Annotated in this window: 21 protein-coding genes; 3 read left to right on the top strand and 18 right to left on the bottom strand. The window is 43.6% G+C overall.

Going from position 1 to position 26,522, the window contains the following annotated elements; translation table 11 throughout:
• Positions 1–14: 14 nt before the first annotated feature.
• The 8 genes from LIX84_RS15105 to LIX84_RS15070 all read right to left on the bottom strand — a co-directional run bounded on the left by LIX84_RS15105 (position 15) and on the right by LIX84_RS15070 (position 10,671).
• Positions 15–2,237 carry a TonB-dependent siderophore receptor gene (locus LIX84_RS15105; protein WP_226421650.1) on the bottom strand — a complete coding sequence of 741 codons (2,223 nt, stop codon included), beginning with the start codon at positions 2,235–2,237 and terminating at the stop codon, positions 15–17.
• A gap of 210 nt (positions 2,238–2,447) precedes the next feature.
• On the bottom strand, positions 2,448–4,424 hold the full coding sequence (fhuB, locus tag LIX84_RS15100; RefSeq protein WP_226421649.1) for a Fe(3+)-hydroxamate ABC transporter permease FhuB: 1,977 nt from the start codon (positions 4,422–4,424) through the stop codon (positions 2,448–2,450).
• Positions 4,421–5,305 (bottom strand): ABC transporter substrate-binding protein, encoded by an 885-nt coding sequence (locus LIX84_RS15095; RefSeq protein WP_124008836.1) that lies wholly within the window; start codon positions 5,303–5,305, stop codon positions 4,421–4,423. The genes fhuB and LIX84_RS15095 overlap by 4 nt, the downstream gene beginning before the upstream one ends.
• 10 nt (positions 5,306–5,315) lie before the next feature.
• Entirely contained in the window at positions 5,316–6,080 is a 765-nt protein-coding gene (locus LIX84_RS15090; RefSeq protein WP_005394180.1) for an ABC transporter ATP-binding protein, read from the bottom strand.
• Positions 6,081–6,405: 325 nt separating this feature from the next.
• A complete protein-coding gene (locus LIX84_RS15085) occupies positions 6,406–6,624 on the bottom strand; it encodes a hypothetical protein (RefSeq protein WP_005377723.1) in 219 nt (72 codons plus the stop codon).
• 87 nt (positions 6,625–6,711) lie between these two features.
• On the bottom strand, positions 6,712–7,836 hold the full coding sequence (locus LIX84_RS15080; protein WP_226421648.1) for an HD-GYP domain-containing protein: 1,125 nt from the start codon (positions 7,834–7,836) through the stop codon (positions 6,712–6,714).
• Between the two features lie 274 nt (positions 7,837–8,110).
• Entirely contained in the window at positions 8,111–9,316 is a 1,206-nt protein-coding gene (locus LIX84_RS15075) for an aromatic amino acid transport family protein (protein ID WP_226421647.1), read from the bottom strand.
• 161 nt (positions 9,317–9,477) lie between these two features.
• The gene (locus LIX84_RS15070) at positions 9,478–10,671 is read right to left on the bottom strand and encodes an iron-containing alcohol dehydrogenase (RefSeq protein WP_226421646.1); all 1,194 of its coding nucleotides are present in this window, start codon (positions 10,669–10,671) and stop codon (positions 9,478–9,480) included.
• Between the two features lie 623 nt (positions 10,672–11,294).
• On the opposite strand from LIX84_RS15070, the gene LIX84_RS15065 reads away from it, so the two are divergent.
• Positions 11,295–12,560, top strand: a complete 1,266-nt coding sequence (locus LIX84_RS15065; protein ID WP_226421645.1) for an HD-GYP domain-containing protein — start codon at positions 11,295–11,297, stop codon at positions 12,558–12,560.
• A gap of 62 nt (positions 12,561–12,622) precedes the next feature.
• On the opposite strand, the gene LIX84_RS15060 is transcribed toward LIX84_RS15065, so the two are convergent.
• Positions 12,623–13,225 (bottom strand): 2OG-Fe(II) oxygenase, encoded by a 603-nt coding sequence (locus LIX84_RS15060; protein WP_047008737.1) that lies wholly within the window; start codon positions 13,223–13,225, stop codon positions 12,623–12,625.
• 160 nt (positions 13,226–13,385) lie between these two features.
• The gene (locus LIX84_RS15055; RefSeq protein ID WP_226421644.1) at positions 13,386–14,156 is read right to left on the bottom strand and encodes a TerC family protein; all 771 of its coding nucleotides are present in this window, start codon (positions 14,154–14,156) and stop codon (positions 13,386–13,388) included.
• Positions 14,157–14,571: 415 nt separating this feature from the next.
• Between LIX84_RS15055 and LIX84_RS15050 the strand changes: the two genes are divergently transcribed.
• Positions 14,572–15,549 (top strand): LysR family transcriptional regulator, encoded by a 978-nt coding sequence (locus LIX84_RS15050; RefSeq protein WP_226421643.1) that lies wholly within the window; start codon positions 14,572–14,574, stop codon positions 15,547–15,549.
• Here the strand turns inward: LIX84_RS15050 and LIX84_RS15045 are convergent.
• The 4 genes from LIX84_RS15045 to LIX84_RS15030 all read right to left on the bottom strand — a co-directional run bounded on the left by LIX84_RS15045 (position 15,542) and on the right by LIX84_RS15030 (position 20,239).
• Positions 15,542–16,423, bottom strand: a complete 882-nt coding sequence (locus tag LIX84_RS15045; RefSeq protein ID WP_226421642.1) for a YjjW family glycine radical enzyme activase — start codon at positions 16,421–16,423, stop codon at positions 15,542–15,544. The genes LIX84_RS15050 and LIX84_RS15045 overlap by 8 nt on opposite strands.
• A gap of 23 nt (positions 16,424–16,446) precedes the next feature.
• Positions 16,447–17,991, bottom strand: a complete 1,545-nt coding sequence (locus tag LIX84_RS15040) for a YjjI family glycine radical enzyme (protein WP_226421641.1) — start codon at positions 17,989–17,991, stop codon at positions 16,447–16,449.
• Between the two features lie 214 nt (positions 17,992–18,205).
• On the bottom strand, positions 18,206–18,829 hold the full coding sequence (locus tag LIX84_RS15035; RefSeq protein WP_226421640.1) for a LysE family translocator: 624 nt from the start codon (positions 18,827–18,829) through the stop codon (positions 18,206–18,208).
• Between the two features lie 192 nt (positions 18,830–19,021).
• Positions 19,022–20,239: an HD-GYP domain-containing protein gene (locus LIX84_RS15030; protein ID WP_006741580.1), complete on the bottom strand. Its 1,218-nt coding sequence runs from the start codon at positions 20,237–20,239 to the stop codon at positions 19,022–19,024.
• Positions 20,240–20,725: 486 nt separating this feature from the next.
• Here LIX84_RS15030 and LIX84_RS15025 point away from each other — a divergent pair, with 486 nt between their 5' ends.
• Entirely contained in the window at positions 20,726–22,429 is a 1,704-nt protein-coding gene (locus LIX84_RS15025; protein ID WP_104974149.1) for a putative bifunctional diguanylate cyclase/phosphodiesterase, read from the top strand.
• A gap of 128 nt (positions 22,430–22,557) precedes the next feature.
• Here LIX84_RS15025 and LIX84_RS15020 read toward each other — a convergent pair whose 3' ends face one another.
• The 4 genes from LIX84_RS15020 to LIX84_RS15005 form a co-directional block, all read right to left on the bottom strand.
• Entirely contained in the window at positions 22,558–23,031 is a 474-nt protein-coding gene (locus tag LIX84_RS15020) for a response regulator (RefSeq protein ID WP_047008729.1), read from the bottom strand.
• The gene (locus LIX84_RS15015; protein ID WP_226421639.1) at positions 23,018–24,355 is read right to left on the bottom strand and encodes a sensor histidine kinase; all 1,338 of its coding nucleotides are present in this window, start codon (positions 24,353–24,355) and stop codon (positions 23,018–23,020) included. Before LIX84_RS15015 ends, LIX84_RS15020 begins: the two co-directional genes overlap by 14 nt.
• A gap of 3 nt (positions 24,356–24,358) precedes the next feature.
• On the bottom strand, positions 24,359–25,777 hold the full coding sequence (locus tag LIX84_RS15010; RefSeq protein ID WP_005394158.1) for an SLC13 family permease: 1,419 nt from the start codon (positions 25,775–25,777) through the stop codon (positions 24,359–24,361).
• Between the two features lie 240 nt (positions 25,778–26,017).
• On the bottom strand, positions 26,018–26,494 hold the full coding sequence (locus LIX84_RS15005; RefSeq protein WP_226421638.1) for a GNAT family N-acetyltransferase: 477 nt from the start codon (positions 26,492–26,494) through the stop codon (positions 26,018–26,020).
• Positions 26,495–26,522 lie beyond the last annotated feature (28 nt).

The following is a 26,522-nucleotide window of genomic DNA, read 5'->3' as shown; positions in this document are numbered from 1 at the left end:
ATTTATCCGTTAAATCACCAATCGTAAGTTAAACTGGCAATAATATTTTGTCGATCGCCATACCAACAAAAACCATCACATGTCGCTATGTACTCTTTATCAGTGATATTTTTGGCTGCGACTTGTAGCTTGTAATCTCCAATGCGATAGCTGACCGTCGCATCCATTAAAAAGTAACTTGGTACTTTTAGTCTCTCTTCATTATCTCCGTATGACTCACCTGTATAGCGCGCACCTAAGCCAACAGCAAAGCCATCAAGAGGTCCATCAAAGAAACGATAATGTGCCCAAGCTGATGATACGGTATTCGCCACTTGGGAAGGTGTTTTGCCAACCCATACCTTATTGATGTCTTCTTTTATCTCTGCATCAACGTACGCAATGTTCCCGATCAATGTTAAGGATGGTGTCACATTAGCTACAGCTTCAAACTCAACGCCGTTATTTTCTATTTTTCCTATTTGCGTTAATTCACTCAGGTAGATACGAGCCAAGTTTTCTTTTGTTGCCCGATACGTTGCAATATTGAAATAGCCATCAAATGAATCCGGTTGGAATTTCATACCGATTTCAAATTGATCACCGCTTTCAGGCTTCGCTGGCTTACCATTGCTGTCTTCTTGAATAATTGGATCAAAGTACTGAGAGTAACTAAAATATGGCGTGAAGCCAGAATCAGAAATATAAGCCGTTCCCACGCTAAACGTCCACTCTCCATTATCGACTTTCGTGCGAGCACCCGTGGTAACATTATGTACTTCATTACTTGTATCGTCGTAACGTGCCCCCAATAACATCGCCCATTTATCGTTGATCAGCATATGATCTTGAAAGTAGACGCCGAGTTGCTGATTATCGATTTTCGTTCTTTGCTTATCGGTTTCGCTCAATGGTTGTAGCGTATTCGGATCGAGTAACATTATGTTATCCGAATAAGTAGGATTAAATACATTAAACCTAGGATCGGGCAAAGCTCCCATTGGTGTGTTTAAGAGTGCATTACCATCAGCAACGATAGGATCATTAGCAAAGTCCTTACCATCGATACTGATCATTTGAAAATCTAAGCCCAACATCAAGTTATGCTCAACGCTTCCCCAATTTACTTGGTGCATCAAACGATTATCAATATTAAAAGCATCGGATGACCCATCTTCTGTTGAAGCGCCCCGAAGTATGGTCTTGCGTTCATTTGATGGATCTAAAATCGGCCCCAAACCAGACACATCAGCCGAGTAAACGTACGAATACATTTGTCTCAACTTAACATCCATTTCACTGTAACGAGCTGCTTGAACAAATGAAGTGGTATCATTAAACGCATGAGAAAACTCATAGCCTAAAGACACCTGCTCACGCTCAAAGGTCTCCCAGTTAGGATTACCTATCGCTAAACTATCACTGATCTTTCCATTTTTGTTTGGCGTTAATGTTCCTTCAACTGGCAAAAATTGCAGATAAGGATCTGAGTCGTCTTTTTGATAGCTCGTTAGAAAGGTAATTTCAGACGTCTCATTAAATTTGTACGTCATTGATGGAGAGAGAAGAATGCGCTCTGCTTCTACCCCACTAATTCTCGTCCCATTTTTTCTCGCTAACCCTTGAAAGCGGAAAGCTAACTGCTCACTCACCTCAGAGTTTACGTCAAGAGAAAGTTGTTTACGGTCTTCAGAACCGTACTCCAAAGATACAAGCCCTGAGCCTCCATCAAATTGAGGTCGCTTACTGACGACATTGATAACCCCACCAGGAGGGTTTTGCCCATAAAGAACAGACGCTGCACCACGTAACACTTCAACCCTTTCTAACGCAAACGGATCTATTTGCCAACTATAAAAACCAGAAGAATATAAACGGGTACCATCTTGATACAGCCCGCTGTTCGCCTGTTTAAAACCACGAATAATAAACCAATCTTGCTTGTTATCTTCGCCGAAATAATTAGTTTGAATACTTGGTGTGTACTGTAGTGCGTCAGAAATGCTAATAGAGGCACGATCATCCATTTGTTCTCGCGTAACAACAGACACCGCTCTTGGAGTCTCATTGATGGCAATATCAGTTTTCGTCGCTGCCCGACTCTTCGCTCCAAGATAACTAAAATCAGGACCAACTGCACTGTCTTGCTGCTGTCCAATCACGACTATATTTTTATCTTCCTGAGCCAAGACATTTGGCGTTGATAAAGCTAATACAACCGCCATTGACGTTGGTGTCAGCATAAACTGCCGAGTCATATTATTCTCCTTTTTTGTCGGCAGCCAAACCAATCCTTCATGACTTCAGCGATCGCTGAAAGAAAAGCGAGTTACGGCATCGCCAGTTGTTTCCATAAAAGACAAACCAGAGGTTTTGCATAAGGCACTCGCAGTGGCATAGGTTACCAATGCCACTGCGAGTGCTTGTTTGTTGTATAAGTACTTTCTTCGTTGATGCTTAGCTCGTATCTATAAACGGCGTAAACCCCACATTAAATACAAACCGCCAATGAGAGACGCCATAAGCCCTGTTGGTATTTCTTGTGGGTAAAGAACTTGTCGTCCCAACCAATCGGCCAACAACATCACGCCGGAACCCAATATCGCGGCGCATAACATGTGTTGTGACGCTTTGTTAAAGCCAAATAAGCGAGCTAAATGCGGAGCCAACAACCCAACAAAGCTAATCGGACCAGCAACCAATGTCGCACTGACCGTGAGACAAGCAACTAAAAGAAGCAGTATTGCGCGTGAACGATCAACTCTAATTCCAAGTGCTTTAGAAGAAGCGGCACCAACAGGAAGAATATCTAGCCATCTTACGCAGAGAAAACTCAACCCTATAAAGACAAGCGCAGATAAAGACAATGGGAGTAACGTTTCAACCGAAACATAGTAGGTAGACCCAGACAACCAAGCCAATGCTTGATAACTTCTTGGGTCACCAGTGGCTAGAATAAAGCTCTGTATTGCATTCATCAGTGCGGTAATAGCAATACCAGTCAACAAAATGCGCTCCGGCTGAAAACCTGATTTACGGTTTAGCAGCACAATGACCAATACCGTCGCTAATGCACCTACAAGCCCGCCTAAAGAAAGAGTGAAAATTGACGAACTTAACCCAGTAAACATCGCGATGATCAACCCCATCGCTGTCCCTGAACTGATGCCGATCACTTCTGGACTGGCCATTGGGTTTCCACTTAGGCGTTGAATCATGGTGCCAGCAATCGCTAACATTGCCCCCGCAATTGCTGCTGCAAATAATCTAGGTGCGCGCCATTCCAAAAAAATCCAATTTTGGCTAGCAAACAAGTTTGTCCACCCTTCATTTTGCACAGCAACTGTGGCAAAAAGAACAACGGAAATTAGCGTGCCGATCAATGACAATAAGATCGCTTTAGGGTTTAGCTTGTAAACATGTTGACGATGCCGAGTTAACACCGTCTGAGTATGACCCTGCGTCTTTTGTGATAAGCGAGGTAGCAGCCATAACAGTAGCGGAGCGCCCAGTGCAGCCGTTGCTGCTCCCGTTGGTATAAAACTCGCCATTAGCCCCGGCAGTTGCTGAATAACCAAATCGGTTAAAGTCAATAACATGGCACCAATCAGCATTGATACCCAAAGCTTATGCTGGATTTTATTGATACCTATCAATCGAGTAATCGCTGGCGCTGCTAATCCGATGAAACCGATGATTCCTACTGCAGAAACGACCCAAGAAGTGATTAGTACCGCAAGCCCAAGACAGACAAAGCGCAGTTTGGCTAGCGAGACACCTAAACTCTTGGCACCTTGCTCGGAGAGTTCTAACAGACTTAACGGCTTTGCAAACACAAATGCGATAACCGTAGCAAGTGCGATTCGAGGTGCAAGATACGAGAAATCACCCCATCCGCTCTGAACAAGCGAGCCCGCTCCCCATATCATTAATCCATTCAGCTTTTCGGTATTCATCATCAGAATAACCGTACTTAATGATGCAAAGTACAGGTTTATCACTAACCCAGAAACGACGACAACCGTTGGAGATAACGCTCGTCGCCATGACAACAGCATCACCAACCCCATCGATGTCACACCGCCGATGAGAGCAACCAAATTAGGTGCTATATCCAACATCCAAGGGGCAAATAGCGTAGCTAACATCAAAGCAAAACTTGAACCGCTCGCCACACCTAATGTTGTTGGCGAAGCAAGAGGATTGCGCAGAACTTGTTGCATTAATACCCCAGCAACCGCTAATCCGGCACCAGAAATAATCGTGGTGAAGACTCGAGGCCACCAGCTAAAGTGAAGTAAGACGGAATCGATAGATTGAAAGTTAGGTTTCCATAAACTGCTAAGAGCCAGTGAGAATGAACTTGCTTGATACAATTGGAAAGCACCAATAGAAAAGGTAAATGCCGAAAGTAACACCACAAGGCTTAAAGGCATGGTTTTCATTGTTCTAACTCCTCGACCTTACTCGCCGTAACTAACTCCGCGAACCGAAGCGCTGAAGGCATAGAACCAAAACTCCAAACAGGCGCGACTTGCATGACCTTCTCACCAGACTGTTGAACAACGTATTGCCAAAACGGATCTTGAGAGAGCCGCTTTTCGCCACCGTGAGGCAATGGCTCAACGATAACAATTTGGGCCCTTATACCTGCTAACTTATCGATGCCGACTAAGCTGAAGCCCCAGCTATTTGTCTCTTCGTTCCACGCATTACTCAGCCCAATCTTTTCGATAGCCTGAGAGTAAAGGCTATTCTGACCAAAAACACGAACGTGCTTCGTATCCATAAACTGAATCATTAAAAGCGGCGGCTGGCCTTTGTTTATGCGCTGTTTTAGTAAAGAGAAACGTTCTTCATATTGTTGGATAAGTGCCTCAGCCTCCGCTTCTCTTCCTAGCTCTTCACCAAACCTCCGAGTGAAACGAGTAAGTACCGACCAATCTGTAATCCCGCTTTCATATAAGTCAATCGTGATAACGGGGGCAATATCGACTAAGCGATGCTTCATTGAGGAGAAATACGGGGCAATAAAAATACGGTCAGGTCTGAGCTCGTAAATACGCTCTATATTGGGTTGAGTTCTTAACCCTACATCCTTAGTTTGAGGTGGTAACGGTGGCGATTTTACCCAAGCATCGTAATCTTGCCCTTGAGCGACGCCTACGGGCACGACCCCTAACGCCAACATCGTTTCAGTTTGTGTCCAATCAACCGACATCACCCGAGATGACGCCTCAGCTACTGCTTGAAAGGAACTGACCAAAAGCGCACTAAGTGAGAGAGCGAAAGAGAAATGTTTAAGTCGAGTGTTTGTACTGCTCATTATTCAACCTCTAGCTTGGCATCGCCACCGGATAACCCGCAGGGTGGTCAGAGATCTTCATCTCTATCCCGTATATGTCCCTTAGCTTAGGTTCAGTAAACACCTGTTCAACATTGCCTTGTGCAATCAAATCACCTTGATGTAATGCAACGATATGATCGCAAAAGCGCGCCGCTAAGTTGATGTCGTGCAATACGATAATAACGCCCAAACCCAACTCTTTACTGAGTTTAGAGATGAGCTTCAACATATCGACTTGATGGCTAATATCTAACGCAGACAAAGGCTCATCAAGAAGCAAATACTCGGTTTTTTGCGCTAATAGCATGGCTAGCCACACTCGTTGGCGCTCCCCTCCAGATAGCGTATCAACTAAGCGATCTGCGTATTTTAGTGTTCCTGTCATCGCCATTGATTCTTCAACAATGTCATGATCTTTCTTGCTCAAACGACCAAGTAAACCATGCCATGGGTAACGACCAAAACCGACTAAATCTCGACCTAAAATACTGTCGGTCACCGGAAGATGCTGAGGCAAGTAGGCAATGTGTTGGGCGAATTTTTTCGCTGAGAGATCGTTAATGCTCGTTCCATGCAGAACCACGTCACCAGCGGTGTATGGCTGTTGCTGTGCCAGCAACTTTAACAATGTAGATTTTCCTGAACCATTGTGCCCAACAAGAGCGTATGTTTTTCCGGGTTCAAATGTCACATCAAACGCTTTTAGCAATGACTTGCCTTCAATCTCAAACTGGAGTGCTTTAGCTTCCAACATCCCTACTTCACCTAATAGCCATTCACAAATGAAAGCTAATCAACCGCTTTCATTCGTTCATCACATTTGCCGTTCTTATTCAACAGAACGATTAATAAGGGAGGTTTTATATAACAACAAAGATACAAATGCAAACCGTTGTCATTATCATTACATCAACAAGATCATTGAGAGAATTACTAAGCGTTAATGATTATTCGTTGCGGATGACTTCATTAGCGGATTGTCGGCAGGTCAACGAGAGCAGCGGTCTACCACTGCCCTCGCATAAATTTGAATGAATACTGCGGCGCATGAAGAAATGAGAAATGCCGCAGTGAATAAATTAATGACGAGCGTCAGCGCCAAACTCTACTTCTTTATAGATATCGGCCAGCGACTTTTTACCTTGTTTGTCTTTGGCTGAACGCTTTTTCTTCGTTTGATAATGGTATTCTTGCTCCTGAAGTGCTTGTTCGTGCTCTTTTGCTGACTCAACAAACTCAGGATTTGCAAGTGCTTGTTGGCGTAAGCGGTTTACTCTTTCAAGGGTTTCCCACAACATACTTCACCTCCAAACTTACTACTGTATATAAAAACAGTATTGTTTAAATATTCCTCCTCGTCAACATTTCAACTTCGTTACTGCTCTTCACATTAACCCCAAGCCTGTATAGTGCTCAGGATATTTGTGGATGATTTGCTTTATATAACCTTGATGCTCTCGCAGAGCATTAACACATTCTCGAGATAACCACCCCTGATATACCCATTTTTCAAGTTCTAACAATGCGTATGGGATGGACCACGCTTGTCTGTGCGGATGGTGCGTCGTCATAAAATCAAAGGCATTCGCGACAGCCGTAATTTGCGCGGCGATTGGTACATCGTCACTGGTTAAACCATACGGATAACCAGTACCATTTAAGTTTTCGTATTGATAAGTAACCATCTGCAAAAACAAAGTCACACTCGGGTGAACCGGATTTCCGATACGAGCCACTATGTCATCGGCCGAGTCGATGCAACGCTCAATATGTTGAATCAATATCGCCTCTTGTTCTTGTGTATAATTTGTTCGGCGACTAGCAATTTCAACTGGCAGCTGAATATCACTGAGCGCATGGAATTGAGCAAAAATACCAATATCTTCGACCATTTCATCATTCAGGTGATAACGATCCGCTAACTGCGTTGCGATGACTTGGCTGTAATACTTCATTCGTTTGGTATGCGCGTAAAACTCAGGGGAGTAGCCTGGCATCATACATTGCATTCGGTTCGCCAACGTTTCTATCGCGCTAACGACGTGGTCTTCTGATTCAACCGCAAATTGAATCATTTCGAAATAAGGTTTAAGACTATTCAACGCTTCTAAGCTAAACGCATTGGGCTGAGTGGAATTTAAAAACACAAAGCCTGTAAATGCTTTATTGTCGTAACAAGGAATCGCAACCGACGACTGGTATCCGTGTTTGAGTAAGGTTTGAACCCGAGGACAGTGATTAATATAGTGAAGGTCTTCGACGATCCGAGGAATCGCGTTTTTGGAGGCAATATTGAGGTGGTGGAGTTTACGGAATGCTGACTCATGGTGGGCTAAACACCAAGTGTCGAACTCACTTTCTGCAAATGATTTGAGCACATCTTGGTCTGGGTGATATTTAGCAAATGACACCCTATCAATACACGGCAAGTGCGCCTGCATCCTGCCCTTTAGCGTTTGCAGTTGCTCATTAAGCGGTTTTGCAAACGGGTAAAAACTCCGGTGCGCCATACTTCACCTCCACACCCAAGCAGAGAAACAAGAGAAGCTCATTGTGTTGTAAATTCAATGGTATTTTGAGCGGTTTTCTCCACTTAAATTATCGATATACCACAACTTAAGTGTACGAAATAAAAGCACATTTCTACCAATTCTTTCACCGAATATCTTACGGTAATTTGATCCAGATTAAAAAAGCCAACGAGCGAAACTCGTTGGCTTAACAATACTGATTGATTACGATGGATTCAGTAACTAGAGGTTATTCAGAGAACGTTCTAAACAACTAGCCCAGAGCAGGAAGCACACCCAGCGTAATTAACAGCTGAGCTAATACGATACCTGTGCCAGCGATACCCGTTATCACTAATGCGCCTTGGCCACCAGCTACTCGGTACTCTCCTGTAAAATCATCCGATTTACGAACCTTGATCACCATAACCAGAGGTAAAAAGATGGCTAAAATCGCTAAGGCAATCGCTGCATAGCCCAAAGCCATAATAAAGCCTTGAGGGTAAAAAAGTGCGAAGCCCAGCGGTGGGGTAAACGTCACGAGTGCCGCAACCAAGCGATTAGGCTTATCGTTGCTCCCTTTGATGGTGTCACCCAAAAACTCGAATAGACCTAAACTCACACCAAGAAATGACGTTAACAGTGCCAAATCAGCAAATACACCGACAATGTTGCCTAAGTTTGATTGGTGCACCGTCTGCGATAGTTGACCAATAAGCGCGCTCAACCCACCGTTTTCAATAAGTGTATTTTGGCTAACCACACCCAACGTCACGATCTGCCAAAAGATGTAAATCACGAGCGGAATCGTCGAGCCAATAATAACGGCTTTGCGCAAAGAAGAAGTATCGCCATCTAAGTAATTCACAATTGCCGGAATACTTCCGTGAAAACCAAACGAAGTAAAGATAACAGGAATCGCCGCTACAATAAGACCTTGCTCAATCGGCATACTCAATAAGTAAGATTCCGTAACGTTTGGAGCAAGAAAAGAAAGCACAGCAACCATCGCAACAAGTTTCATCGCGAACAACACGCGGTTAACTTTATCGACCGTACCTGTACCAACTGTCACAACTAAAGTCACAATCAAGGTAAAGATTATCGTTGATGTAGGCCCTGAAATATCAAGGTCAAACCATTGTGCAAGGCGGTCTCCGAACTGAGCACCACCGCCAGCGATGTATGCTGCACACAATGAGTAGAACAGAAAAAGCATCGCAAAACTTGCCACCCACTTGCCTTTTTGGCCTAGGATCTGTTTCGCTAAAGTATGAAGAGTTGCACTACTTTCTGCATGCTGATGAAGCTCAAGCATGAGTAAGGCAGTGAAAGCCATCAGAGCCCATAAACTGAGCATGATGATGATTGAAGTTGAAAAACCAATGCCGGCAGAGGCAAGTGGAAGGGCTAGCATGCCAGCACCTATTGTAGTTCCCGCGATAATTAGAGTACTACCGAATACTTTAGAACGACTCATTGTATATTTATCTTTACACTTTATTAGGAATTATCGGTATTAGATCGGGCAACGGCGTACCGAAACCAACACCATATTTGTAATGCTGTCGATATTGTAGGATCTTCAGCAGAAGATCAAGCAAAGTGTAAGGATAAAAAACCACAAGTGTAAATAAAAACTTACACACCACTAATATCCAACAGTAGCTGAGTACATTCTTCCCTGCTCATGAACTTAGGGACAGGGTAATTCCAGTGCGCCTCTTTCAGAATTAAATCTACAAGCGCATCAGCATCTTCGCGCTTAATGAGTGCACTTTTCTGCTTAATATCAATGCTTGCAAACAAAGACTCCACGTGCGTCAAAAAGTGTTGAGCACTCGCCTCACCTGACTGCCCTTCGGCCGTCAACGCATCGAGTTTTCTTAGTTGAGGCTCTATCTCTGACAATGAAAAGCGCAGCACAGGTAATAAGGCTAGTCCGTTTGCCATGCCATGAGGTATTCCATATTTCGCACCGAATGTGTGAGCAAACGCATGAACATAACCCAAACTCGCTTTCGTAAATGCTAAACCTGCATAGTAGGATGCCATGGCCATTTTATGTCGAGCTTCAACATCATCCCCTTGCGCTACGACCCGAGGAAGATGCTTAAAAATTAACTTAATGGCGGCAACAGAGTAAGCCCTAGTTTCTTGAGTAGCATTTCTCGACACATACGCCTCAATAGCGTGAGTTAATGCATCAACGCCAGTATCAGCCGTGATCTTAGGAGGTAAACCAATCATTAAGTTCGCATCTAAAGCTGCCATTAGTGGCACCAACTTTGGATCCATCAAAGGGGTTTTAATGTGTGAAGAGGGATTTGACACGACCGCAGCGATGGTGACCTCACTTCCTGTTCCTGCGGTCGTTGGAATAGCAAAAAGTGGCGCTGGCATTCGCCATACTTTCAATAGTCCAGCTAACTTTTTTATTGACCGTTTATTGGTAACTTTCGCAGCAATGACCTTTGCACAGTCCATTGCAGAGCCGCCACCCAAAGCTAATATGCCCTCACAATGAAAACGATGGTAAGCCTCTAGACCGCTTTCTACCTGATCATAGGTAGGATCGGGCTGTACTTTCGAGAAAACATCTAACTGCAAATCGAGCTGTGCTGCCGCTTCGAGCACCTTATCGACAATACCGACTTGGACTAACCCTTCATCGGTAACTAATAAGACGCGTTTAAATCCCAGTTCGGTCATCGATTCTAATAGCTCATTCATCGAACCAGGGCCGGAAAACAAGGTTGGTCTCGGCATAGGAAGGATAAGAGCTGCTATTTTTAGCCCTGCGGTGTAAGTCCGATATAAGCGATGCTTCAACATACGAAATCCTTTTCATTTAGAGCTATCATTCTAGCTACTTTTATCACCTATGCTTACTTTGCAATCACACATTTTTTAATTAAGTCATTCCATCAACACATAAATGCTGCTGAGGGAGCAATACCGTTACTTGCTCTCCCCACATCACGTGAGCTGTAGAGAAAATTATTTTTTATGATTTGCCATTAGCGTTACCTTAATAACTCACCCCTCTTCGGCTTCGCCGATCATAAAGTGGTTATTGAAGGTGCCTTATCATTCATACAAACTCAAAATATGAATTCTGCTTAATCACATAACGGTACGGTATATCAGTAATCTAATCCGAACATCACTTATAAAAATACAAATAAGAATGCGTTACATCATGATTTATTGTCGTTTTCAAATAAGTCAATAAAAGCAACAATAATCTTTCAAAACTAATACTTAGTTCAAATAACTGACTCTTAATCATGAGCTTCAGGTGATATTGTTATGCAACTAGGATTATTATCCGCCCCATAATTAAAACTACGTCTAAACGCCCACCTTTTTGGGGTCTATTCGCTGTCGTACCCAATTTTCCTATCACCTTCTGATTTGGGTTTCGCATGGGCTAATTAGCAATGTCGGTATAAACCATGAATCATTCTTGCCATTCCCATACGGACACGGGCTTTGAAGTCGATCTAAAACAAGCACTTATCTGGGTTGCTCGAGCACTCGATTATGTCGGTGTTGACGATACTCACCACAGCCATCGTGTCGCTTATATCGCTTACCAATGTGCTCGCGTCATGGGTTGGGAGCCAGAAAAAGCGGAGTTTTGTTACTTCGCAGGTATGATCCACGACTGTGGAGTCTCCGAAACACAAGAACATAAAATGTTACTTGAAGAGCTCGTGCCACAAGATGTAAAAACACACTGCTTAAGAGGGTACCGAAGCCTCAAGCAGTGTCGTTTGTTGCGCCAATTTGCGACACCAGTTCTTTACCACCATACACATTGGAGCGAACTAAAAGAGCTCGATTTACCGCCTTTTGAAAAAGAGGTGGCCGCCCTGCTCTACTTATCAGACCGCCTTGATTTTATGCGCTCAAAATACGTCATAAACTGCCACTGTGACATTGTCACACTTCATGAGGAATTGATTGCTGAGTGCATCATGGCAAACGTTGGAACCTTGTTTAATCCAAGCATGGCCGAAGCAATGGTTAAACTCGTCATGACCGACGCGTTTTGGTTCGCGATGGAGTCGGAAAATATTGAAACCATAGGCCTAAATTTTAAAAGCATTGATTGGCTTCAAAAACAATTAACCATCCAAGATATGAACAGTTTGGGAATGTTTATCGCTCAAATTGTCGATGCAAAGAGCCCGTTCACTTATCAACATTCACAAAAAGTAGCGGAATTATCTCGTTATCTAGCAATTAAGCTTGGGCTAAACGAGCACGACCAAGAAATGTTATATATTGCAGGGCTGGTGCATGATATTGGAAAGTTAAAAACACCAGATGAAATCCTTCACAAAGAAGGCTCTCTAAACAAACAAGAGTACACACGCATTAAACGCCATACCATTGATACTCAGCTCGCATTGCATAAGGTCTTCCCTAACGCGAAAATAGCGGAGTGGGCTTCCAATCATCATGAACGTTTAGACGGGTCGGGCTATCCCTATCACAAAACAGGCGACGAGCTCGATGTTCCATCGCGTATCATTGCTGTCGCGGATGTCTTCCAAGCCCTGTCTCAAGATCGCCCCTATCGAGGACGAATGACTCAAACACAGATCGCCGACATTATGGGTGAGCAAATAGCCAAAGAGGAGCTTTGCTCTGACGTTTATGCGGTATTAGAACGAAACATGACAGAGTGTTACGAACTCTCAACCGACGTTTAATCAAAACAGGGGCGAACACACGCCCCCCTTTTTTAGGATGATAAGACTAGGCCGACAAATAGTTACCTAGCAATATCAAGTAAATTATCTCGCACACCATTGATTCTGAACCAACCAGCGATACTAAAACGCTCGGCATTGGTTGGTAACACCTCATGTGGGAACTGCTCTGATAAGAATACGAACAAACGCCCTGAGCGTGGGGGAATGGTTGCAATTTTATTGTCATTCAAATCGTATACTACTAATTCACCCGCGTCTTCTTCCGTCCAGGATTCGTTCATATAAAAAACGGTCGTCAATCGACGGTTTTCGTTACCTTTGAAGCAATCTAAATGTTTTTGGTAGAAGTCCCCTTTCTCGTACTTGGCAAAATGAGCTTCGTACTCAAAAAGTCCAAGAAACAAGTGACGGTTCACTTCTTGGCGGATCTCTTCCATTTTATCCAAGTAAGAAGTAACAGCATGCCCCATATTTGGCGATAACCATTGAATCTTGTCACTACGAATAGATTCAATACGAGTAACATCATCGTTACGACCAATACGTGCTTTTTTCCAATTGCTTGGAATGCAATCTCGCAGTTGAGCCACCTCTTGTTCAGAAAGAAAGTCATCCCAGATGTAGTAGCCATTGGTTGCTAACGCATCGATCATTTTATTCATTATTTTCGTTCACTCGTGTTAGTTGGGCGCTCTATATAAAAAATCTGCGACACAACAACAAATGCGATTTTTTATCGAGACGACAACTAAGCAAAACGAGAATTAAAATAGACGATACAAGATACAAAAATGCCGCTCATGTGAGCGGCAATGTCGTTTGTTATTGACGAGCTTCTAATCTCGTTGCTCGAATTCGCAACGGACGAAGACGCTTAATGCTAGGACGCTGTTTGTTTTTTAGCTGGATATGACAAAGTTCCAGGATCAAACCAAATGCCATCGCAAAGTACACATAACCTTTATTGATATGAATTGCGAAGCCTTCTGCCATCAATAAGCCACCCAATAAAACGAGGAACAGCAATGCCAACGTTTTAAAGCCGGGATAGCGCGTCACCAGATTATTGATTTTTTCAGCAGTCATTACCATCACGATTGCAGACGAGACAATCGCCGCGACCATAAGCGGGACATCACTTGTCAAACCGACGGCGGTTATCACCGAGTCCATTGAGAATACCGCATCCACAGCAACAATCTGCAGCAGTACTACCGCTAATCCAGTACGAGCATGAGTCGAGTGGCCAGATTCATTGTGATTTAGCCAGCTCCACAACTCTTTCAGGCTTTTTGCCAATAAGAATGCACCACCCGCGATCATGATCACGTCTCTTCCGGTAAACGCTTGGTTTACGAAGGAAAACAGTGGTTGAGTCAACTGCATAATCCAAGAGATAGAAAAAACCAATGCAATACGAGCAATAACGGCAAGGCCGATGCCAAGGTTTCTTGCCAGTTTACGTTGGTGCTGTGGCAATCTTTCACATAGGACGGAGATAAAAACGACGTTATCAACGCCTAAGACAACTTCAAGCGCAAACAAAGTGGCAAAAATCGCCCAAGCCTCTGGTTGCATGAAAAGTTCTAACATGAGTACGCCTCCAATGATGAGAAGACATACGGTGAAGGGTTCTGTCGACTAAAGGGGTCGTCCATTAATTATTTATACCTCTGTTACTTAAGAATCTTGAGTAAATCACCAAACAATTAACAACACAATGGCTATTTTTAATAGGTAATGACGCCTTTTCATTCGTACACAAACTATTCAGCCCTCGCACTAGAAAGATAAATGAAATAGAAATTCTAAAATTGAGGAAAGGAAAACGCCAAAGATCTAACAAATCCAAGAGAATTCTTTAATCTTACAAAGCGCAAGTTATTTTTAAGCAACACGTTAAATACATTGAGCTCAAAGCGAAAGATGCTCATTTACGAGATAAACAATAGTAAAAATTTGTTTCATCCTGATATACTGCCAAAAATCATAAGAAACCATGCTATTTATGGACTACATTGCTCTTTCACGCATTAGCCTAAAACATCTCACTGTATTGCATATGTTGTTAACCACTCACAGTGTTACCCTTGCCGCAGAGCGCCTGTGTGTAACACCTTCGAGCGTCAGTAAAACACTTGGGCAATTACGTGAAACGCTGAAAGATGACCTTTTCTATCGCGATGGTACTCGCTTGGTACCAACAGCATTTGCGCTGCACATTGGCCCCTCAATCCATGGCATACTCTCTAGCATGAATGGATTATTACATCAGGGCTCATTTAATCCAGCTTACTATCAGGGCAGTTTCTCATTAGCTATGCGCGAAAGTTCGTTTGAGCTTTTTGCCCCAGTTCTACAGCATTTATCTCAGCAACTCGGTAATCACGCACATTTGAATGTTCATGCAAAAGAGGAAATGAGTTTCGATGCGTTGGTAAGAGGCCAAGTGGACTTTTTGCTGCTTCCACACGATCTTAGTCAGCCGCCCACGCAAAACAAAGACTTGGTATGGCAAACCATTCTGAAAGACGAAATGGTTTGTTTAATGGGACCATCAAACCCACTCTCTAAACAGCCTTTGTCTGTTGAAAGCTACCTCTGTGCAAGACACATTGGGATTCATGATAAAGATCTCTCACAACCTTATTTCGAGCAGAACCTCACACAAAGGCACTCGAAGCGAAATATGGCTATGCGTGTAGCGGATTTTGGCTCAGCTGCGGTGATGTGTCAGCACTCAGATTACTTGTTCACCTGTTCCAAACTTTGGGCAAGGGCGGCCATGCAAGCAAAAGGCTTGGTTGAACAATCCCTTCCATTCGATTATGGGCAGGTAGCCTACAGCCTCGTTTGGAACAAAGCGAGCTTGAACGATCCGGCTTTAAAATGGCTACAAAAACAATTGCTCGATGCCTGTGCCATGCTAGACGCTAGACGCGTGCGATGCGTGAGTAAGATAACGAATCAAAACTGCATTACGTGAGTATAGTCGGCACTGCGATGGGGTTACTCACGTAACGTAAAAGTTCTGATTTTAAGCGTTCGATATCATGGCGCGAGCAGACATCCCAAGTTAGCGCCTCCCCCATGACTCCGTGATGTTGAAATGCATTTAAACGGATAAGCACCGATTCAGGCAAAGTACTCAAATAGCGCCCAATCGCTACGATTTCTATATCTAAATCACTTTTCCCTGGAATATGCAGTAACCGAACTTCATACAATTTTTCATGCTTTGCGAGGTACTGAAGCGTTTTGAATACACGATGATTATCACGCCCAGTTAGCCATTGATGCGTCTCTGTCTGCCACGATTTCAAATCGATCATCGCACCGTCCAGAAAAGGAAGCACACGCTGCCAACCTGTCACTGATAAAGAGCCATTGCTGTCGATGAAACAAGAAAGGTGCTGTAACTCAGGATCTTGCTTCATCCCTTTAAACAGCTCAATAATGAAAGGAAGTTGTAAGGTAGATTCCCCACCGGATACTGTAACACCACTGATAAAAAAGCGATGCTTGCGTATCAAATCGAGCATTATTACCACAGAGTAGTCAGTAATTTTTGGATTAGATTGGTTCTGACATATCTCTATACAATGATCGCAGTGGGTGCACTCCTCTTTAAGCCAAACAACGTTGTTGTTTTCGTCGAACTTCAGTGCGTCTGCCGGGCACTCACTCACACAATCACCACAGTGATTACAATGGTTTATTGTATGAGGGTTATGACAGTTCAAACACTGATAGTTACAACCCTGTAGAAAGATGACTAGACGATTTCCTGGCCCATCAACACAAGAGAAAGGAAGGATACGAGTGACTTTTGCCAAAAGGCTTCCACTTCGTCTAGACATCTTGTTCTTTCCTAAACCGACCTTTACGCCTGCGTGTAGGTCGGTGTCATTTCATGACTCACCACACGTGGTGAGCGATCTAAAATCCCAGTATTTTTTGCCGCCTCTGCTCCCAGAAACGTCGTATTGGTTCTCGAACCTTCTGCATCATATTTTGCGATATCAGAAAGCTTGACCATGTATCCCGTAACGCGAATCAAATCATTTGAGGCCACATTCGCGGTAAACTCACGATAACCAGCATTTAACGCCCCTTTGCACAAATTGAACATCGCTTCTGGGTTTGATTTCACCGTTTCATCAATCGTCAAAATATCGCTGATACCTGCACGATAATACTGGTGATGCTCAGCTGTTGCTTGTACATAAGTGACAGGGTCTGGCTCCGTGCCATAAGGAAGACGCACACCTGGCGTAACGCCAAGATCTAAGCTAATACCACCTTGAGCATGTAAGAGCGCTTTGCCATCCAAACCATATTTCACTGGGGTTGACTCCACTAGTTTCGCCAGTGTGGCTGAAACATCATGAGCAAAGGCATTCGCACGTTCATCTTTTCCGTACTGCCCCGTTTGGCCTTCTTTTTCGAACAGAAGATTCACCGCTTCTGCCATACCATAAATGCCATACATTGGTGCGAAACGGGACTCTTCAATCAACCCTTCTTGCGTCAAAAATCCTTGAAAGAAATTGGACTTTTCATGCAAGTGCGTACTTCTAGCGTCCATCAACTCAACCATTAATTGATGGTATAGAGGTAAAACACTGTTTAAGAAGTCGTTACAATCCGATGCTCGTTCTGCGACTTCTTTTAGGTTCATTCGCACCAGCGTGTTTGAACCACCAGCCAGTGGCAGTGAATTGTAGCAACTTACAATACCAAAACGTGAACCGCTGTAGGCTTTCGAGTGCACAGGGTAATTGGCAATATGAGGCTTACTACACTCGCAAATATTCTGCGTCGCTTGACGAAGTAAATCATCAGGCGTGACCGACTCGTCGTACATGAACGTAAGATTTGGCGCAATCTGCTTGAGCTCGGCGTCCACTTTTAAAATAGTGCGACAAATAACGTTGTCTGTCGGTCCGACATTCACGTGCATAAACGCATCTGGCAATGTGCGATCCAACATGATCCAAAAATGTTTTAACTTTTTGTAAATTTGATTCTCTGTTAGGTCGCCTATGTAAGGCAGCAAGACATCATCCAACTGACCTAAATACACCGGAATATTCGTTACCGATGGAACATGATGGTAAATGATGGTGAGCATATTCAGCGCATCATCGAAATCGTCAGCTGGAAGCAACTCTAGATACTCAGAGCCTTGCGATAGGAACTTAGCGTAATCAGGCAGCACATAGCGTGGTTTGAAAGGTGCATGGCCTTCAAACATATCACAGATGATTCCTTCATCCATTGCTTGTCTTAGCGATGGGGAAATCGACATGTAAGGAATACATGCTTCCGCCTCCAAGGCCAAAAAGTTCGACTTTTGTTTTGGAGAAAGACGAACATCAGTCGCAATGTCTAGAAAACGTTGTTGTAGTTCAGAAAGGCTTTTCATCTGAGATGTCCCTGAAAAAGTAACCACAAACCCACAAGATAAAACATGGATTCTACCCCTAAAGAGCAACGTGATTTTACTCCGGCTTACCTGTTGCCACTAATGAAAATAAACAAAACGTCTATTTCCATAATGGAAATAAGCTAACGCTAAATTAGGTTATTACAACTTACGCTATTGAAATAACCCAACCATGCACCAAACACGTGCTTTCTCATCGGTTTGCCGTCGACAACATGACGCCCGCGCTAATAAATACTCCGCCAGTCAGGCGATTGAACAACTTGGCTCTTCCAGCGACAAACAGCCAGTCTGAAGCTTTTACACCTAATAATGCATAAAATGTTAGCCAACTTAGCTCAAACACCACAAATGTAGATGCAAAAATCGCGTATTGAGCCAGCAAAGGCGCAGAGGGATCAATGAACTGAGGAAACAAAGCGGTAAAAAAGACAATCGCTTTCGGGTTACTAGCACCAACAATAAAACCACTGGTGAACGCGCTGAGCGTATTCGAGGAGCTTTGGACGGCTGCCGTTTTGTTAAAATCCGTTTGAGAAGAGCGCAGCGCTTGAATGCCTAACCAAATTAAATAAGCGGCACCACACCATTTGATGATATTGAAGACCAGCTCAGATGAGGCAATCACAACTCCTAACCCGGTAAAAGAAAGCGTTAGTATAATAGTGATCGCTGATAAACTGCCTAGCGCAGTCATGAGGGCAATACGAAACCCACTGCTCACACCTTTACTTAAACACAGCAACGAGCTTGGCCCAGGCGATGCAGTAAGCACCAAAACGGCCAGAGTGTAAAAAATCCATGTATCAATTTGCATTGGCATCCCTTCCCGCAAAAAGTAGAGGGTTATATCTCAATCTTTATTGAGATATTCCTAGCTCAGTTTCCATCCATGAAACTCGATTCTTTAATAACCACCTAATCCCTACATAATTTAGAAACCATTAATAGATAGTTATGCAATCAAAATACGCTCTGCATGCAAGGTTGTAAAGCATGTTTATTTTTCTTAATCATAAAAAGGCTTGGGATCGATTTCTAACGATGACGGAGCGACTGCTCTTTCTATTTTGTGTAGACTATTTTTCAAATCGACCATCGCCACATCGATATAACGCTGATATTTGCGTGAGTAAAAACACTTCACTTCTGGCTTTAAAGCTTGAGAGTCATTTGAGGACCAAACAATACCAACACGCCCATCACTCAACTCAACAATAGAGCCCACTGGGTACACCCCAACGCAATTAATGAACTTGTAGACTAGGTCTGCATCTAAATGAAATGGCGTTAAACTCAACAAGATTTTAAACGCTTCTGCTGAGCTCATGCCTTTTTTGTAGCAGCGATCGGCCGTCAATGCATCGTAAATATCAACAATACAACTCATGCGGCCGTGAATCGGAATCTCATCGCCCTTCAAGCCTCTAGGGTAGCCATTGCCATCTAACTTCTCATGATGCATCAAACAGACATCGCGACTCACATCACTAAGGCCCTTTACATGGAGAATAATCTCACCAGCGAACACTTGATGTAGCTTCATGTGTTCAAACTCTTCAGGTGTTAGCTTTGCTGGTTTATGCAAAATCTTGTCATCAACTTTAATTTTACCTACATCATGAATGATGCCACCAATAGCGAGCTGCTTTAATGTCTGCTTATCTAACCCCAAGTACTTACCAAATGATACTAAAAGGCAAGCCACATTGACGGAGTGTTCCAACAAGTAGGAGTCTTTTTTTCGGAGTGCAGAAACGCATTGCAACGCATCTGAGTCGATAAAAACGCTTTCAATGACATCATCGGCCCAAGCTTCTACCTCATCAACTTCAATGATTTTGCCTTCAAAAGTTTGATTCAATAGTTTCTGCGCCAGATCTTTTGCTTCCGCAATTAGCTTTTTGGCTCGTTTATGTTGAACATCTCTCGAGCGATAAGCGCGTTGAACCTTCGAAAAGTCAGAGGACTTGGGCTCTCGCTCCTCTTCTACGGCAACAATAGATTCATCCACAGGCTTAAAAACACACTTCTGAGAAGATAATGTTTGATCTACCCAAACATACTTCACGCCGCTCGCGGTAAGCTTCTTAATGCCCTCTGGGCTAGATATCCGCCCTGCATTGGCTAAATTTACACGCTTGTTGTGCTCTATCGCGGTAACAAACATACCAACGCCGACATCAGCGAGCGCAATTTTGATTGAATTTTTTGGATCGTACTGCATAAAAAGAAAGCTTACTCGATATTAACGGCAGTATTATAAGAGATTTGATTAATTGGCGTGATAATAAATTAGAATTGATTACTATTAATGAGCATCCTGCCAATTAATAACCCATCGCGATCACTAAGCCCTTTTTGTTAATATGGTCTTTAGCCTAGCAAATATACAGATATGACACTCAAGAACAGAACCTCTAACCGACACGTCTTAAAATAACTTGAGGATAATTATTCATAAATATTTATAGATTGCGGACAGCATCAATAACTGTATTTTATAAATGATTTTTACTGTTGACTATTTTTTATAAATGTCGATGATTAGCCGCCTAATCTTAGTATGTTATTAACCTAGTAGCGCATAAAATGATAGCCAAACAATTTGAACTGATACTTTTGTGATTGTAATGTACGCCAACAGATCAACTCTATGTTATCAAACCCCCACACTCATCTCTGATGCTAACACGCTCGAGGAGGAAATATCTTGACCACCATATTTGACCAACAAGCCTCAGATAGTGACCGAGAGTTCCTGAAAATCGTTGAAGAACGATTCATTCATATCTTCGACGTATTTAACGAAGGCCTCTTCTACATGGATGAGTTTGGTACCATGGTATTTTACAACAAAGGCTTCTATGAACAGCTCGGTATTAACGCTGGCCGAATCAGTTTAGAGCAGTGGTTAGAGCTTGTTCATCCTCTTGATCGAGAAAGGCTGTCCACAAGGGTCGATGCGCACATCACGACCAACAATAAGAGGGTTACAACCACTTACCGAGTGCGTAAACCCAATGGACAATACGTCTGGATAGAAGGCGTAGCCATGACCAAAGAAACAGAACATGGCCATTACATGGTTGGCAGCCATCGCGATATTTCTGAGCGTAAGCTGATGGAAAGTTACATCCATCAAGTTGCATTTCATGACAACGCGTCAGGCATGGCTAACCGCGCCCATCTCTTGCTGGATATCGAGGACAGTGTACGTACCACCGATTCTTGCGCGTCTATTTGTTATATTCAGATCGAAGACATCAAATCTTACTTGAATCAATATGGCAGTGAACTGGTCGATGGGTTAGTAGAGAAGTTGCTACAAACTCTCAGTCACTTGCCCTCTCCAAACAGCTCGGTGTATCGCGTGCATGATGATGACTTTGCGATTTTGATTCACGATGAGTGCTCAATAGAAGCGCTACAGAGTTACGCTGAAAGTTTAAAACAAACCTACCATGAAGCGGTGATTGAAGAAGGCCAATACCTAGGTAGCAACATTAGCATTGGTTTGTATCCTTGTATTGACCCTAGTCACTCCGCAGAGGAAATTTTACGTAAAGCGGCAAGAACTTGTCAGTACGCGAGCGAACAAAATAGAGACCGCGTCGCGGTCTACAGTGAGAAGACGCAGCATGCCGTTGATCGCTACTTCTTTATTGAGCAAGGTCTTAAAAGTGCGCTAGAAAAACAGACATTAAGTGTTAAGTTCCAGCCAATTATTGACGCCAAAAGCTCAAAAGTGGTGAGCTTCGAATCACTAGTGCGCTGGCGTAGCAAAGAGTTTGGCGAAATTTATCCCGACGAGTTTATCCCTGTAGCAGAGAACAAAGGATTGATCGTCGAACTGGGATATCAAGTATTTGCCAAAGCGTGTGAATTCATCAAAAACTACCGTGAACGTTACCAAAACCAAGTTCGTGTTAACGTGAACGTTTCTGTACTTCAGTTGATGAACAGCGAATTCCCTACGCGAATTAAAGCCATGGCGGATGAAGCAGGCGTTGACCCCGAGTCTATTGTTTTGGAACTGACAGAAACGTTTATTTTGGATAATAACCAGACGGCTATTGCCCCCCTAAGCACGCTCAGGGAGTTAGGTTTTGCACTCTCGCTCGATGACTTTGGCTCTGGTTACAGTTCATTAAATAGCTTCTTCGACTTGCCGATGACACAAATCAAAATTGATAAGTCGATGGCATGGAAGACACTGACCAATCGCTCCTCTCAAGAGTATTTGAAGTTTCTTATCACTATGTGTCAGGAAAACAATATTGAAGTGGTGATAGAAGGCATCGAAGACGCAAAAATGTGTGACTTCTTTTCCGAGATGGGCGTCGATTATTTGCAAGGTTATTGGTTCTCTAAACCACTCTCTGTTGCCAGTGCCAGTCGCTATTCATTGAGCTAAACCGTTCTTCGGCGAAATAATCCCAGAATTAACGCTATTCCGCACGGCCACGTTAAGCATGCTGAACTACTCACAGTAAATTTCAGACACTAACTGGCCGTGACGAAAACAACCTTAGAGAGCCTTGATTAACGTAGGCGCTCAAAAACAACACTCTGATCTAAGTGTTCGTGATATTGAGTGTAATCTAAGCCCATATCAAAGATATATTGAGTCACCAAGTTTCTAACGCACTCAATCAATTGGCTCGCTTGCCATGGCTTCTCAAAGTAGCGATCAATACCTGCGGAGTTAATCGCATTAATGGTATCCGTGTGCGTCGCCTGCCCCGTCAGAAGCACTTTACGTGTGCGAACAAAACGACTGTCTTGTGATACCTCTGTCAGTAGTTCCACTCCTGTTTTACCTGGCATGACATGATCGGAAATTATTAATGCGATCATCTCGCCTTCTGCATCAAGCTCATCCATCAGTTCTAGAACCTCACCTGCGGATTCGCAGTCTTCGATATTCAACCACTGATGTAACGGCTCTAAATCTTGTAGAACCGCGCTTAATACCTCTCGTTGGTCATCAACGCAAATTACATTAAGCTTTTCCATGTTCACCCTCTACTGGTAACTTGATTCTAAAAATTGTTTTTTCACTGTCGCTCTTTACCACAATAGAGCCGTTATATCCGGCGATAATGCGTTTCACAATCGACAGCCCTAATCCTAAACCAAACGACAACCCACCCTTTTTAGTGGTGAAGTTTGGCCGGAAAATTTTTCTGCGTGTCGCTTCATCGATTTCTGGTCCGTTGTTAGCAATCGTGACCAAAATTTTCCCCTTACTCTCTCGAGTATGTATTTCGATCCCCGGATCTTCGGTTTGACCAAGTGCATCACACGCATTCTTTAAAATATTGACCCAAACTTGTACGAGTTCGGTTTGAGAGCCAACAAAGTCCGGCAACTCCGCTGGGCTAAAACGTACGCTCACGCGTCTTAAGTCACTTTGCAATAGGGCCAGCGCTCGATTGATTGAGTCATTAATATTAAACGCTTCATCCAGGTCGATATCCGTACGCCCCAATTGTTTCACTGAACGTACAATGCCAACAGTATGTTTAGAGGCGATACGCAAATCATGAAGGTCTCGCCCCATTTGCCAGAAACGTATCGCTTCTTCGGGTCTTTTTAACCAATGCTCCGACAGGAAATTATTTGGAACGGCACGTGCGAGATCACGCGCGAGATCCTTAGGTAAGCCGTAATATTTTTCGAAGTGACGCCCCCGCTTTCTCGCTTCGCTGGAAGAGACTTTCTGTCCTTGCATCAAACCAAAATCAAAAAACTGACTCGCTTCCGGATGAACTTCTTCAAGCAGTTCCATGATGACCGACTCGAGTCGCTCAGATTTACTGCTTACCACACCAATAGCATTGTTCAACTCATGAGCAATACCCGCGGCAAGCTGTCCTAACGTTGTCATTTGCTCTGCGGTATGCAGCTTTTGTAACGCTTTTTCTTTAGCCAAGGCCTCTTGCATTGCACGCCGTTGACGCCGAGATAACTCGTTCACCATCACTGGCATAAATTGTGTCGTCAATGGTCCGTATGTCGCCTCTTCCACCGCGGGCGTATCACGCTGTATCCAAGCCAGTTCAACATCGGTTTGAGCAATAACTGTCGAAGAGGCCGTCCATGTACCAGAAAAGAAACTATGTACGCCAATAAACGCACCTTGAGACGCAGAAAATACCTGAATTGGCTTCTTATCATCTTCCGCATAATAGCCAGCCAACTCTCCTGAAAGCACGTAGTACAACCGATCGTTGTAGCCAGCTTGCTCAATAAGCACCGATCCGGATAGGACCGTTAATCGGCGTTCAAGATGGTTAAAATAGCGTTGTACTAACGCATCTAGTTTCGTTTCGTACATGGGTTACCCAATATGCCCAACGGTATGTAAAATCCAAACCATAACAAAACTAAGTAATACACCAATCACGCCCAGCACTGCACCGATACGAGCCATTTGGCTGCTTTCGACATGCCCAGTAGCATGAGCTAACGCGTTTGGTGGCGTACTGATTGGTAACGACATACCGAGTGAAGCGGCAAATGTCACGACTAAGATCAGCGTCACTTCTCCACCCAATGGCGTTAACGAAGTCATCGAGGTACCTAGCGCAGCCATAATCGGCATAAGTAAGTTTGCAGTAGCCGTATGCGACATGAAGTTTGCCATTAACAAGCACAAGAAAGCCGCACCAAACAAGACCACATATGGCGAGAACTGATCAAACGGAATACTGTGTACCACCAGCTTCGCAAGCCCTGTTTTATCCAGAGCAAGACCCAGAGCGATACCACCTGACACCAACCAAAGCACGTCCCAAGAAATTTTCTTCAAATCTTCCTTGTTGATAATGCCCGTCAATGAGAATACCGCGACCGGAATTAATGCCACTGTGTAAGAGTTCATCCCATGTGCTGACCCCATCAACCAGAGAATAATCGTACCTGCGAAGGTGACATAGACAATCATCGCTTTTGGTGTTTTCAAAAACTTGCTCTTAATATTCAGATCAATGGTGGTTTGCTCGGCTTTATACAAAAAGCCAATCAGAAACCACGCTAGCGCCATCATCACAATGACGAATGGCACGCCAAAGACCATCCATTCACCAAACGTAATTAAGTTATCACCAACCAAATATTTCAGCGCGATAGCATTCGGGGGCGTGCCGATTGGTGTACCAATACCACCAATGTTGGCGGCAACAGGAATACACAAGGCAAACGCAATTCGACCGGGATCTTTAGGTCCAAATACCGCAATCACAGGGGTTAGAATCGACAACATCATCGCTGTTGTTGCGGTGTTTGACATAAACATGGAAAAGACAGCGGTGATCAACATCAAACCCAACATAACGAACTTTGGGTTTTGCCCAAATGGTTTTAGCAACACGCGCGCTAAGTTGACATCCAGCCTGTACTTTGTCGCCGCCATAGCTAAGAAGAACCCGCCGAGGAACAGCATAATAATCGGGCTAGCGAAAGTCGCCATTATCTCGTTATATTGCAACAGCTCACCAAAATGTGGCTGCCCTTCTTGCAAGCGAAAAAGCACGATGCTCTTATTCGAAACCAGCAATAATTCGAGCACAATGATAACGACCGAAGTGGCGTAGATTGGAATAGGTTCAAACACCCAGCAGAGTGCAGCAAGCAAGAAGATTGCGATCACTCTCTGCTGGACGATAGTAATGCCATCAAATGGGAATGCAGAGAGGGGCATTAACCAAATAAGCAATGGTATCAATGTTGGAATAATGTATTTGAGATAAGGGCGCATAGTACTACTTCTCTTCCTGAGATGGTTAGCCAGACACGTTTGGCGTTTGGAACGCCATTACCCACCGCAATACCGAAGCTTTTAGGCTCTGACTAAGCCTTCAGAGACGAAAAATGCAGTAATGGCTTGTTCCAGAGAAGATTATGCACACTGTTTTCAAACAAAACTTTGGTGCGAGATCAATGAACTTGTTTTCACATTGGAAAACATTTTATATCTGTGTTCAAGCTCACTAAATGCTCACGATTTCAGTGAAATATACTTTTCCATCATAAAGTTAGTTAAGGTTTCTCCCCTAACTTCAGCACGTTGCTGAACCTTAACTGTGAACCCCATTTTCTCGTAGAAAGGTCGTGCAGTGATACTCACTTCAGAGTACAGTCGCTCTATCCCCTGTACTTTCGCCTGTGAAAATAGAAAAGACATCAAATCACGACCAATACCTTGGCCTTGATATTCATGGTGACAAAAGAAATGGTCAATCAAGCCGTCACTTTGCAAATCACAATAGCCAACGATCTGCCCTTCTATTTCCGCGATATAGGATTGAATAGCATCCATTGTGCGTTGCCATGAATTGAGATCAAAGTCTGATGGGGCCCAAGCTGAAACTTGTGATTCGGTATAATCGCGACGATTAATGACTCGTACAGTGTGGTAAAAAAGTGTCCACAATATTGGAGCATCCTCTGTGCGATAGCGACGTATTGAGAGCATCGATTCAACCATTCCTATTCGATAAATA

The sequence above is a fragment of the Vibrio sp. E14 genome, from assembly GCF_020515785.1.
GTDB classification, from domain to species: Bacteria; Pseudomonadota; Gammaproteobacteria; order Enterobacterales; family Vibrionaceae; genus Vibrio; species Vibrio diabolicus.
Note: the sequence above shows the minus strand (reverse complement) of the source record. Positions and strands in the feature narration are given on the sequence as shown.